The organism is Deltaproteobacteria bacterium (assembly GCA_009930495.1).
In the GTDB taxonomy this organism is placed as follows: Bacteria; Desulfobacterota; Desulfovibrionia; order Desulfovibrionales; family Desulfomicrobiaceae; genus Desulfomicrobium.
This window is the reverse complement of the sequence record RZYB01000075.1, coordinates 1-12,086: the sequence shown is the minus strand read 5'-3', so window position 1 is coordinate 12,086 and position 12,086 is coordinate 1. Positions and strand designations below refer to the sequence as shown.

10 protein-coding genes are annotated in these 12,086 nt (G+C 61.7%); 9 read left to right on the top strand and 1 reads right to left on the bottom strand.

What is annotated here, in order from left to right; all coding sequences use genetic code 11:
• A partial coding sequence (locus tag EOL86_07925) for a sigma-54-dependent Fis family transcriptional regulator (GenBank protein NCD25503.1) occupies window positions 1–840 on the bottom strand: 840 nt, incomplete at its 3' end.
• Between the two features lie 461 nt (window positions 841–1,301).
• Here EOL86_07925 and EOL86_07920 point away from each other — a divergent pair.
• The 9 genes from EOL86_07920 to EOL86_07880 all read left to right on the top strand — a co-directional run.
• The gene (locus EOL86_07920) at window positions 1,302–1,565 is read left to right on the top strand and encodes a transposase (GenBank protein NCD25502.1); all 264 of its coding nucleotides are present in this window, start codon (window positions 1,302–1,304) and stop codon (window positions 1,563–1,565) included.
• Window positions 1,566–1,586: 21 nt separating this feature from the next.
• A complete protein-coding gene (locus tag EOL86_07915) occupies window positions 1,587–3,596 on the top strand; it encodes a CoB--CoM heterodisulfide reductase iron-sulfur subunit A family protein (GenBank protein NCD25501.1) in 2,010 nt (669 codons plus the stop codon).
• Window positions 3,597–3,606: 10 nt separating this feature from the next.
• A complete protein-coding gene (locus EOL86_07910) occupies window positions 3,607–4,032 on the top strand; it encodes a hydrogenase iron-sulfur subunit (GenBank protein ID NCD25500.1) in 426 nt (141 codons plus the stop codon).
• 14 nt (window positions 4,033–4,046) lie between these two features.
• Entirely contained in the window at window positions 4,047–5,189 is a 1,143-nt protein-coding gene (locus EOL86_07905; protein NCD25499.1) for a formate dehydrogenase, read from the top strand.
• Window positions 5,190–5,205: 16 nt separating this feature from the next.
• Window positions 5,206–8,634, top strand: a complete 3,429-nt coding sequence (locus EOL86_07900; GenBank protein NCD25498.1) for a 4Fe-4S dicluster domain-containing protein — start codon at window positions 5,206–5,208, stop codon at window positions 8,632–8,634.
• Window positions 8,635–8,652: 18 nt separating this feature from the next.
• On the top strand, window positions 8,653–9,219 hold the full coding sequence (locus EOL86_07895) for a 4Fe-4S dicluster domain-containing protein (GenBank protein ID NCD25497.1): 567 nt from the start codon (window positions 8,653–8,655) through the stop codon (window positions 9,217–9,219).
• On the top strand, window positions 9,216–10,139 hold the full coding sequence (locus EOL86_07890) for a disulfide reductase (protein ID NCD25496.1): 924 nt from the start codon (window positions 9,216–9,218) through the stop codon (window positions 10,137–10,139). The genes EOL86_07895 and EOL86_07890 overlap by 4 nt, the downstream gene beginning before the upstream one ends.
• Window positions 10,140–10,154: 15 nt before the next feature.
• On the top strand, window positions 10,155–11,069 hold the full coding sequence (locus tag EOL86_07885; GenBank protein NCD25495.1) for a universal stress protein: 915 nt from the start codon (window positions 10,155–10,157) through the stop codon (window positions 11,067–11,069).
• Window positions 11,070–11,168: 99 nt separating this feature from the next.
• A partial coding sequence (locus tag EOL86_07880; GenBank protein ID NCD25494.1) for a (Fe-S)-binding protein occupies window positions 11,169–12,086 on the top strand: 918 nt, incomplete at its 3' end.

Sequence of the window (12,086 nt, the reverse complement as noted above, 5' to 3'; positions counted from 1 at the left end):
ATTGCGGTTTGTGGCCGCCACCAGCCGGAAATTGCTGCTCATTTCCTTCGATCCGCCCACCGGGCGATAGCTGCGGCCCTCCAGGACGCGGAGAAAAACCTTTTGCACGGACAGGGGAAGCTCGCCGACCTCGTCCAGAAACAGGGTGCCACCGTCGGCCTGGGTGACCAGGCCCGTGGACCGGCTGTCCGCGCTGGTGAAGGCGCCCCGTTCATGGCCGAAGAGCATGCTTTCGGCCAGGGTTTCGGGCAGGGCGGCGCAGTCCACGACCACGAAGGCTTTATTGGACCGGGCGCTGTTGGCGTGAATGGCGCGGGCGAAGAGCTCCTTGCCCGTGCCGGTTTCGCCGGTGATGAGCACGTTGGCGTCCGAAGCCGCGGCCTGGGCCACGATATCCAGACAGGAATTGAGCAGCCGGCTGTTGCCGACGATGCCTTCGCGCCGCAGGGAGACCGGGGCGCGCCGCGCCGGACGGCCGTGGTGGTATTCCAGGGCGCGTTGCGTCAGAACCAGCAGGCGCTGGAGATTGACCGGCTTGGGCAAAAAATTCCAGGCTCCACCCTGAATGGCCGCCTCGGCCGCGTCCGGATTCCGGTCGCTGGACAGAACAATGATTTCCGGCCTCGACGGCACCTCGCGCAGGGTGCCCAGGAATTCCAGGGTGTTTTTCCCACCAGCCTTGTCGCCGAGCAGCACCAAGCCAAAGTCCCCGATATGCAGCATGGCCAAACCCTTGGACAGGTTCGCGGCATGGACCGCGTGCAGGCCGTTTTTGGTCAGTTTTTCCCGCGTGGTCCGGGCAAAGGTGATGTCGCTGTCAATGATCAGGATTTCGCTCATGAATGCGCTCCGTGGACGGATGTCTTGCGGTACAAGAAATGTGACCCCAGGGCCAACCCCGCCAAAGGTGAGAGTGTTCTTCCTGCCATATCCACTATTCGGACCATGCCAGGGCTTGTCATTCTCATACACCCTTGTCGTGTCTCGTCAAGCGAGACACTTCTTTCGTCTCAAGACCGTTATTCTTTTTCTCTCCATGTCTCTTTATGTGTCTATTGCTTTTATTGTAGAAGCAACTTTCTGGTATTTTTGAATAATTACTATTCGGCATGTATTGTGTTTAGGAGACTCGCAAAGGGGCGGGCGTAGGGTCTCGCGGAGAGCGTTCTTTCACAGTCGATGAAGTTGATGAATAATTCTCGGATATTGTCATGTCGCATGGAGACAGTGAATGTTCCCTTGTCTCTTTGTAAAAAGCCAAGGTTCCGCGACTAGGATGACCCGACGTGAAGGAGGCAGGGATGAAACGCAAATGGGACGCCAGGACCAAGGCGCGGATAGTGCTCGAAGGACTCATGGGCGGAAATGTAAATGAAATTTGCCGCGTTCATGATCTCCGTCCAGGGCTGTATTATAAATGGCGTGGGTATTTTCTGGATCATTGCCATAGCGTGTTCGAAGAGCAACCCAGGCCGCCAACACAGTCTGATTTAGTCCTGGAGAACGAGAAACTCAAGCGATTGGTGGGTGAATTGACCCTGGAACTGAACAAAAACATTCGGTGAACACGGGACAAGGGGGATGACATGGCCAACAGGATCGGGGTGTATGTCTGTCATTGCGGGTCCAACATCGCGGGCAAGGTGGATTGTCCGGATGTGGCCAAGTTCGCGGCGGGGCTCAAAAACGTCGCGGTTTCGCGGGATTACCAGTTCATGTGCTCGGATCCCGGCCAGGAGATGATCATCCGGGACATCCGCGAGCACGGGCTGGACCGGGTCGTGGTCGCGTCCTGTTCGCCCCGCCTGCACGAGAAGACGTTTCAGAAGGCCTGCGCCCGGGGCGGCCTCAACCCCTACCTCATGCAGCACTGCTGCATCCGTGAACACTGTTCCTGGGTCACTGCGGACAAGGTCGAGGCCACGCGCAAGGCCAAGCATATTGTCGAGGCGGCGGTGCGTCGGGTCGGCAGACACCAGGAGCTGCATTCCCGCGAAGTCGGTGTCCTGCCCGATGTGATGGTCGTGGGCGCGGGCATCGCCGGCATCCAGGCCGCCCTTGATATCGCCAAATCCGGACACAGGGTCATTTTGGTCGAACAATCCCCGTCCATCGGCGGGCACATGGCCCAGTTCGATAAAACTTTTCCCACCCTGGATTGCGCGGCCTGTATTTCCACGCCCAAGATGGTGGCCGTGGCCCAGGAACCCAACATCGAACTTCTGACCTGGACCGAGGTGGAAGAGGTTTCGGGTTTTGTCGGCAACTATACGGTCACTGTCCGACGCAAGGCGAGATATGTGCGCGAGGACATGTGCACCGGTTGCGGCGCCTGTCTGGAAAAATGTCCGACCAAGGTTCTCAGTGAATTCGAGGAAGGCATCGGCATGCGCCGGGCCATTTACCGCAATTCCCCCCAGGCCGTGCCCAGTACGCCGGTTATCGACGCCGCCCACTGTAAAATGCTGACCAAGGGCAAGTGCGGCATCTGCCAGAAAACCTGTCCCACCGGCGCCATTGATTTCACCATGCAGGACCGCCGCGAGACCTATCACGTCGGCAGCGTGGTTCTGGCCACCGGGTACGACACCATGGACCCGACGCCCATGGTCGAATACGGCTTTGGCCGCTATCCGGAAGTTTATACCGCCCTGCAGTTCGAGCGCCTGAACAACGCCGTGGGGCCGACCGGCGGAAAAATCGTCATGAAAAACGGCGAAATGCCCAAGAGCGTCGGCATCATTCACTGCGTCGGCAGCCGCGACAAGAACTACCACGAATACTGTTCCCGCACCTGCTGTATGTACGCCCTCAAGTACGACCATCTCATCAAGGACAAGGTCGGCCATGGGTGCGACGTCTACAATTTCTACATCGACATGCGTTGTTTCGGCAAAGGCTACGAGGAATTCTACCGCCGGGTCCAGGAAGAGGGCGTGACCTTCGTGCGCTGCCGGCCCGCGGAAGTGGTCCAGGAAGACGGCAAGCTCGTGGTCGTGGGCGAGGACACCCTGCTTGGGGTCCATATCCGCGTGCCCGTGGACATGGTTATTCTGTGCACGGCCATGGAGGCCCGCAAGGACTGCACGGACGTGGCCCGCGTTTTCGGCGTGGCCCAGGGTCGGGACGGATTTTTCCTGGAAGAGCACCCCAAGCTCGGACCCGTGTCCACGGCCTCGGACGGCATCTACCTGGCCGGAACCTGTCAGGGCCCCAAGGATATCCCCGACGCCGTGGCTCATGCCTCGGGCGGAGCCGCCCAGGCCCTGGCCCTGGCCGCGCGCGGCGTGGTGTCCATTTCTCCGACAACCTCGTGGATCAACCCGGACGTGTGCATCGGGTGCAAGGTCTGCATCGGTCTGTGTCCGTATTCGGCCATAGAATTCGACGAGCGTCGCCATATCGCTGTCATCAATGAGGCCATGTGCAAGGGCTGCGGCAGCTGCGCCGGGTACTGTCCGAGCGGAGCGGCCCAGGTGAAGCACTTCCGTCAAACCCAGGTTTTCAATGAAATCGATGGTATGTTGGACCCGTTGCCGGATTTCACGATGCCGGCCGGGGACGTTTCCGTAACCGCGAACCAAGCAGGGGCGTGAGGAGGATCGCATGAATCAGGAATTCGAACCCGCCATTCTGGCCTTTGTCTGCAACTGGTGTACGTACACGGCCGCCGACCTGGCCGGCACCTCGCGCATGACCCAGCAGCCCAATGTGCGGCTGGTGCGCATGATGTGCACGGGCATGGTCGACCCCAAATACGTCATCAAGGCCCTGCTTTCGGGAGCGGATGGCGTTCTCGTCAGTGGCTGTCATCCAGGGGACTGCCACTACATCAATGGCAACTACAAGGCCCGCCGGCGGGTACGCCTGTTGAACGAGATTCTGGAACAATTCGGCATCGACAAGCGCCGGGTGCGCCTGACCTGGGTCGGCGCCAGCGAGGGCAACGAATTCGCGGCCACGGTCAATAATTTCATCAACGACATCAAAGAACTGGGGCCCCTGGATAGTCGGGGCATGGCAGCTCTGTAGGCACGGGAGGACACATGGCCACCACTGCGCGCATTGAAGTCGACGGACAGGGTCCTGTCCGGGCCTTGCAGAAGTTTTTCAAGGATCTGCTGGGCGACGCGTCCCTGTCCGGAATCATGCTTCCGGTCCACCTTTTCAACCACGGCATGCCCATGCCAACCCTGGTCACCGATCCGGAAATGCTGGATCGGGCCGATCCCCTGGCGCCGGCCTTCCCCATGAACAGCGCCCGTCTGGTTTCCCGCCTGACCAAGGGCCCCTTGGGCGAGCGCGTCGCCGTTGTCATGCGGCCCTGCGAGATCCGGGCCTTTATCGAGCTGGTCAAGCTCAATCAGGGCTCCATGGAGGAAATCATCCTTATCGGCGTGGATTGCCTGGGCGTTTACGATAACGTCCATTACGGCGAATTTGTCGGCCAGCGCGAGGCCATGGCCGCCAGCGTCGATTTTCACACCGCCATGGCCAAGGGCGAGGTCCCGGCCGGTCCGGCCCTGGCCTCGGCCTGCCGGGTCTGTGAATATCCCGCGCCCCAGGGGGCGGACATGGTCATCGGACTGTTTGGCGGCGATCCGACCAAGGCCGTCACGGTCATGGCCGCCAGCGCCAGGGGCGAAGCCCTGCTCGGAGCCATGAACCTGCCGGCGGGGGATTCCGGGGAAAAGCGCGACGCGGCCCTCAAATCCCTGGTCGAGACCCGCATTCAGGCCCGCGACGCCATGATGGCCCGCGTGTCCGAAGAAACATCCACCCTGGAAAAGCTGGCCGATTATCTCTCCGGCTGCGTGAACTGCTACAACTGCCGGGTGGCCTGTCCGGTCTGCTACTGCAAGGAATGTGTCTTCAACACCGATGTCTTCGACCACAAGCCCTGGCAGTATCTGGGCTGGGCCAAGCGCAAGGGAAGCCTCAAGCTGCCCACGGACACGGTTTTTTACCACCTGACCCGCATGGCCCACATGAGCACGGCCTGTATCGGCTGCGGACAGTGTTCCAACGCCTGCCCCAACGGCATCGAGGTCATGGAGCTGTTCCGGACCGTGGCCAGCCGGACACAGAAGAGTTTCGGCTACGAACCCGGCCTGAGCCTGGATCAGGCTCCGCCGCTGACGGTATTCAAGGAAGACGAATTCCAGGACACGGTCTCGCACCTGGCATGAGCTGGAGGAGGACGAAATGCGGAAACAATACGGCGCTTTGGTAGTGGGTGCGGGTATCGCCGGCATCCGGGCGGCCCTGGATCTGGCCGTGACCGGTCACAAGGTGGCACTGATCGACAAGAGCCCCAGCCATGGCGGCATCCTGACCCAGTTGGATTATCAGTTTCCTTCGGACCATTGCGGCATGTGCCGGATGCTGCCGCTCATGAACCGCGACTCGGCCAGCCAATTCTGTCTGCGCAAGGGGCTGTTTCACGACAATATTGATCTTATGCTGTCCACGGAGCTGGCCTCCCTGGAAGGCGAGCCGGGTAAGTTCTTCGTCAGCCTGAAGCGGCGTTCGCCGCTGGTCAATCCGAACAAATGCGTCAGTTGCGGCAAGTGTTCGGAGGTTTGCCCGGTGCGTGTGCCAAGCGAGTTCAACGCCGGCCTGACGCAGCGTGCGGCCATTCATCTGCCCGTGCCCCATGCCATCCCCAACCATTATGTTCTTGATCTGGACAACTGCATCCGCTGTTGGAAGTGCCATGAGGTCTGTCCCACCGGGGCCATTGATCTTAAGTTCGAGGAGCGGGCGCGGTTTGGCATCCTTATCGCCGACGAGGATCCGGACGTGCGCGCCTTGGTCCGCGAAAGCCTGGAGCATCTGCGCTTCCCGGTTCTGGAGGCGGCCAGCGGCCAGGAGGCCCTGGATCTGCTTGAAGGCGGCGCGGATGTCGGATTCCTGCTTGTCGGGCTCAACCTGACCGGCGTGGACGCCCAGCGTGTCATGGCCCGTGGCCGGGAACTGCGGCCGGATCTGCCCGTGTCCGTCCTGGCCGAACCCGGCCAGGAAGAGACGGCCGCGGATCTGGTGCGGCGCGGCGCGCGCGACACGCTCATGAAGCCGCTGGCCGCCAAGACCTTCGTGCCCTGGCTGGACAAGCACTACATGCGCATCGTGTCCGACACCACCGAGGAATTGCAGGTCAGCGCCGTGATTCTGGCCGGCGGATTCCAGTGCTACCATCCGGACATGGATCCCAATGGTGGCCGCGACGTGTGGGGTTACGGCCATCCGGCCGTGCTCACGGCCGTGGAGTTCGAGCGCCTCATGAGCGGCACGGGCCCAACGGGCGGCAAATTGCTGCGGCCCGGTGACGGCAAGCCCGTGCGTTCCATCGCCTGGATTCAATGCGTGGGCTCGCGCGACGTGCAAAAGAACGCCAATTTCTGTTCCTCGGTCTGCTGCATGTTCTCCATGAAGGAGGCCATGCTGGCCAAGAAGGCCACGGGCGGCGAGGTGGACACGACCATCTTCTACATGGACATGCGCACCTTCGGCAAAGGCTGGGACGATTACAGGCAGCGGGCCGTGGACAACGGTGTGCGTTTCGTGCGCACCCGCCCCCATTCGGTCGTGCCCACGGAGGATGGCGGAGTGGCTTTGGAATGTCTGCTTGAAGACGGCGAGCGCCATCACGAGGCCTTCGACATGGTCGTTCTGGCCGTTGGCGCCCGGCCTCCGGCGGGCATGGATGCTTTTGCCGTGACAGCGGGCATCGACACCAACGAATGGGGATTTTGCCAGACCCAGCCCTATGCGCCCGAGCGCACCAGCCGGGTTGGCGTGTTCGCGGCCGGAGCCTTTGGCGAACCCAAGGATATCTCCGAATCCGTCATGCAGGCCGGGGCCGCGTCCGAGGCGGCGGCGCGCATGATCAAGATTTATGATGTGCTCGGACCGGCCCCGCCCGCTCCGGAACCGGAATACCCGGACGTTTCCCGCGAGCCGGCGCGGACCATGATCGCCGTGTGCACGTCCTGTCCGACCCTGGGCAAATGCGTGGATCTGGAAGCCCTGACCAACACCGTGGCCCGCGTGCATTCGGTGCATGACGTGGTTCATGTCGGTCAGGCCTGCACCGAACAGGGCTGGACGCAAATTCGCGAGGCCGCGGTGGCCAACAAGCCCAATCGGATTTTGATCGGGGCATGCATGCCCTATGCCTACATTCCGCGCCTCAAGGAGCTCGGGCGGACTGTTGGGCTCAACCCGGCCCTCATGGACGTGGTCGATGTCCACACGCCGACGTTCAGTGGCCGCGACGCCGTGGACGTGGCGCGCGAGATTTTTTCCACTCTGTCCATGGCCGTGGCCAAGCTTCAGGGTGCGGACCCCACGCCGCCGTCGGTCATGGTTGACGTGTCCCGTTCGGCCCTGGTGGTCGGCGGCGGGCTGGCCGGCATGACGGCGGCCATGGCCATCGCGGATCAGGGTTATGGAGTCTGCCTGGTGGAGGCCGAGGAGGAGTTGGGCGGCATGGCCAAGCGGCTGTTCACCCAGCTCGATGGCACGGACCCGCGCAAATACATGGAAGACCTGGTGGCCCAGGTGGAGAAGCATCCCCGGATCAAGGTTTTCAAGGATTCCCGGGTGGTGCTGTCGCGCGGCAGCGCCGGGCGCTTCCGGTCGGCCATCAGCGGCGATTCCGGAATCTTCCCCCTGGAACATGGCGTGACCATCCTGGCAACGGGCGGGCATGAGGCCAAGATCTACGAAAGCGGCTTCTGCGTGCACAAGTCGGTCATGACCCATTTCGGGCTGGAGGAAAAACTGTCCAGCGGCGCCCTGGACGTCGGCGTTCTCAAGGCCGTGGCCATGATCCAGTGCTGGCGTTCCCGCGACGGTGGCGAGCGCAACTACTGCAGCCGCATCTGCTGCCCGGAAATGCTCAAGAACGTGTTGACCATGAAGGAGCGCAACCCCGATCTGCCCATTTATGTCTTTTATCGCGACATCATGGCCCAGGGCTTTTTGGAGTCCTACTACACGCGGGCGCGTCAGGCCGGCGTGATCTTCATCCGCTACGATTTGGACAATCCGCCCCAGGTTGCCTTTACCGACGGCAAGCCCGTCATCACGGCCCTGGACCCGGTTTTGGGCGCCCAGATTCGTGTCGAGGCGGACATTTTGTCCCTGTCCAGCGGCGTGGAACCCAACGACGTGGAAGACCTGACGGAAATCTTCGGGGTGGAAGTGGATAAGAACGGATTCTTCCAGGAGGCCGACAGCAAATGGCGGCCGGTGGAGTTCATGAAGCAGGGCATCTATATGTGCGGTCTGGCCCATTCGCCCCGTCGCATGGCCGATGCCGTGGCCTCGGCCAAGGCCGCGGCCCAGCGGGCCATGCGCATCCTGGCCGCGGGCAAGGTTGCCCGCGAGAACGTGGTGGCCGTGGTCCGTCCGTCCTTGTGCTCCTTGTGTCAGGCCTGCATCGCGGCCTGTCCCTACGGGGCGCGCAGCGTGGACCTGGAAAACGAGGTGGTCCGGGTGGACGAGATGCTTTGTCAGGGTTGCGGTGCCTGCGCGGCCGTGTGCCCAAACAGCGCCACGGTGCTGGGCAGCTACCATGACGGCCCGATGATGGCGGTGATCGACGCCGCCCTGGAACAACTGGCGTAAGCCAAGGGAAGGTGGATCATGAACCAGACGAAACCCCAGGCCTGGAGCCCGGACCCCGAAACCCGGGAGATTCTTGCGGAACTGCGCGGGGAACTCGGGGCCTGCATGCAATGCGGGACATGCACGGCATCGTGCCCCAATGGCTTCGCCATGGACGTCACGCCCCGCCAGATGTGGCGGATGGTGCAGTTCGGGATGCTGGACCGCATTCTGGAAAGCAGGACATTTTGGATGTGTTCGTCCTGCTACATGTGCACCTTGCGCTGCCCGCGCGGTCTCAAGCTGACCCGCGCCATGGGCGCCCTGAAGCGCTTGGCCCGGCTGCGCGGAACGTGGAAGGTGCGCAAGAACAGCGCTTTTTACGACGCCTTCATGGACAACGTGGAAAAATACGGCCGCGTGCAGGAGACAAGCCTCATGCCCGGCTATTTTCTGAAAAGCCGCGACCCGCTGCTGCCTTTGCACTACCTGCCCCTGGGTGTGCGTATGATGCGGGTCGGCAAGCTGCATGTCCCCGACACCAGTCAGAAGGGCCGCCTCAAGGAGCTTTTCGCCAAGGTGCGGGAAATGGAGGACCAGTCATGAGATACGCCTACTATCCGGGTTGTTCGCTGCGGGAGAGCGCCCAGGAGTTCGATGTGTCCGTGCGCGCCGTGATGGACAAGCTGGACGTGGAACTCATCGAAATACCGGACTGGACCTGTTGCGGCGCCAGCGCCGCCGAGCCGGTCAGCGAGCTCATGAATTACGCCCTGCCGGCCCGCAACCTGGCCCTGGCCGAAAAGGAATTGCCGGGACTGTCCGTTTTGTCTCCGTGCAGCGCCTGTTATCTTAACCTGTACAAGGTCAACCGGGAGGTGGTCGGCAACAAGGTTTTGCACGGCCGGGTCAACGAGGCCCTTGGCGCCTGCGGTCTGGCTTATGACGGCAAGGTGACGGTGCGGCACATCCTGGACGCCCTGGTCCTGGACATTGGCCTGGACGCCGTTCGGGAGCGGGTCGTGCGCGATCTGAACGGCATGCGCGTGGCTCCGTACTACGGCTGCCAGGTGCTGCGGCCGTATGCCGCCTTCGACGATCCGCGACATCCCGTGACCATGGACCAGACGCTTACGGCCATGGGGGCCAAGGTCCACGAATGGGACATGGGCGCGAGGTGCTGCGGGGCGTCGCTCATGGTCACGCACCCGGAAGTGGCCATGCATTCCGTGGCCGCCATTCTGGAGGCGGCCGAGGGTGCGGATGCCATCGCCACGGTCTGCCCTTTGTGTCAGATGAATCTGGAAGCCTACCAGAATGAATCGGCCGCCGGGGGCCACCATGTGCCCATTTTGTATCTGACCCAGCTCATGGGCCTGGCCTTTGGCCTGGAGGAACCGTCCGTGCTGTTGGAAAAGAACATGAGTCTGAGCGGGAGCATACGGGCCGGAATCAGGGATCGGGCCTGGCGGCATGAGTCGCCGGGCGCGGAGGAGACGGCCCAGGAATCAGCAAAGCAACCCTAACCAAGGGAGGGAGTTATGTTTAAGGACATCATCGTTGGCGTGACGCCCACTGGCGTGGATGGATGCGCGGTGCGCACGGCTGTGCAGTTTGCCAAGAAGTTCGATGCCAATCTGTATCTGGTGCACGTTGCCGGCATGGATCAGGGGTGGGGTTCCATCGAGACCCTGGAGGCTTCGGGCGAGACGGGCCGCCTGGAAGGCCGCATCCGTGACATGTACGGGTATTTGTTGAACGATTTGCCATCGGCCCATGTTCAGGTCGTGCCCGGAATTCCGCACAACGAGCTGCTGCGCCTGGCCCGCAAGAAGGACACGGATCTCGTCATCATGGGCCCGCACACCAAGGAATACGAGGAAAAGCGCTCCCAGATGTGGGGCATGGCCGGCAGCACCTTGGAACGGGTCAGCCAGAAGGCGCGTTGTCCGGTCATGATCGTGCATCGCGACATAAGCTGTGAAGATCCTGTTTTCTCCAAGATTCTGGTGGCCACGGATTTTTCCGAGCAATCGGAATGCGCGGTCAGCTACGGCGGTCAGATGGCCCGGCAGTACAAGGCCGGCCTGACCCTGATGAACGTGTCCGAGACCAGCACGGATTCACCCGAAAATAGGGCGGCCCTGGAGGACCGTCTGCGCAAGGAATACGGTGACCGGCTGCAGGGCGTGGCCACGTGCGACTATGTTGGACGGTGCGGGCGCCCGGCCATGGAGATTTTGAACATGGCCAAGCAGGTCGGCGCCGATCTGATCATCATGGCCCACCATTCCAAGGCCGACGACCCCGAGGAAGCCTTTTTGGGCTCCACGGTGGTCCAGGTGTCCATCAACGCGCCGTGTCCGACCATGAGCGTCAACCGGCATTTCGATTTGCGGTGCGGCCTGATGTACGACCAGACCGGCGAGGTGACCAACGTTTCGGCCACGGCATAGCCGGCCGCCAAAAGCGACGGATCACGGCGACAACGGCGGGGGCCCTCCGGGGCCCTTGTCCGGATTGCCCTTAAACACTCCATTTCGGGGGATACCGGAATGCTGAACGGAAAAGTTATCGAGGTCGGCCACGGCAAGAGCACCTTTATGCGTAAGGTTCAGGAGCTTTTGCCCGAGGGCGGCAACTTGAATATGTGTCTGACCTGCGGGGCCTGTTCGGCCGGGTGTCCGGCCTCTGGCCTGGAAGGCATGGACCCTCGCAAATTTCTGCGCATGGCCGCCCTGGGCCTGGACGAAGAGGTCACATCCACGCCCTGGGTCTGGATGTGCACCATGTGTCAGCGCTGTATCTATGTCTGTCCCATGAAGATCGACATTCCGCGTTTGGTCTACGAGGCCAGGGCCGCCTGGCCCAGGGAAACGCGGCCCAAGGGTATCATGGGATCGTGCGATATGGCGCTTAAGACCGAAAGCGGCAGCGCCATGGGCGCCTCGCCCGAAGACTTTGGCTATGTGGTCGAGGATGTCTTGAGCGAATGCCGGGAATCCCAGCCGGAGTTCGCGGATATGGAGGCCCCCATCGACAAGGAGGGCGCGGAGATTTTTCTCAACCAGAATTCCCGCGAACCCGTGACCGAGCCCGACGAGCTGCTGCCTCTGTGGAAAATCCTGCACATCGTCGGTGCTGATTGGACCTATGGTTCGCGTGGCTGGGCCGGCGAAAATTACTGTATGTTCCTGGCCGACGACCAGAACTGGGAGCACCTGACGCGACAGTCGGCGGAGAAAGCCAGCGAGTTGGGGTGTCGGGTCTTTCTCAATACGGAGTGAGGGCACGTCACGTATTCAGTCCGGGCCGGACTGGAAAAATTCGGTATCGAGCATCGTTTCGAAGTCAAAAACATCTACGAATACTACGCCAAATGGATCAGGGAGGGAAAACTCAAGGTCAATTCCGATTGGAACAAGGATCTGGGCATCACCTTCACGGTGCAGGACCCCTGCCAGATTGTGCGC

What these genes read in the sequence shown, in the direction of transcription:
- EOL86_07915 (NCD25501.1), top strand. Translation starts at nt 1,587, where the DNA reads ATGGCCAACAGGATCGGGGTGTATGTCTGTCATTGCGGGTCCAACATC.
- EOL86_07900 (NCD25498.1), top strand. Translation starts at nt 5,206, where the DNA reads ATGCGGAAACAATACGGCGCTTTGGTAGTGGGTGCGGGTATCGCCGGC.
- EOL86_07910 (NCD25500.1), top strand. Translation starts at nt 3,607, where the DNA reads ATGAATCAGGAATTCGAACCCGCCATTCTGGCCTTTGTCTGCAACTGG.
- EOL86_07885 (NCD25495.1), top strand. Translation starts at nt 10,155, where the DNA reads ATGTTTAAGGACATCATCGTTGGCGTGACGCCCACTGGCGTGGATGGA.
- EOL86_07905 (NCD25499.1), top strand. Translation starts at nt 4,047, where the DNA reads ATGGCCACCACTGCGCGCATTGAAGTCGACGGACAGGGTCCTGTCCGG.
- EOL86_07920 (NCD25502.1), top strand. Translation starts at nt 1,302, where the DNA reads ATGAAACGCAAATGGGACGCCAGGACCAAGGCGCGGATAGTGCTCGAA.
- EOL86_07895 (NCD25497.1), top strand. Translation starts at nt 8,653, where the DNA reads ATGAACCAGACGAAACCCCAGGCCTGGAGCCCGGACCCCGAAACCCGG.
- EOL86_07890 (NCD25496.1), top strand. Translation starts at nt 9,216, where the DNA reads ATGAGATACGCCTACTATCCGGGTTGTTCGCTGCGGGAGAGCGCCCAG.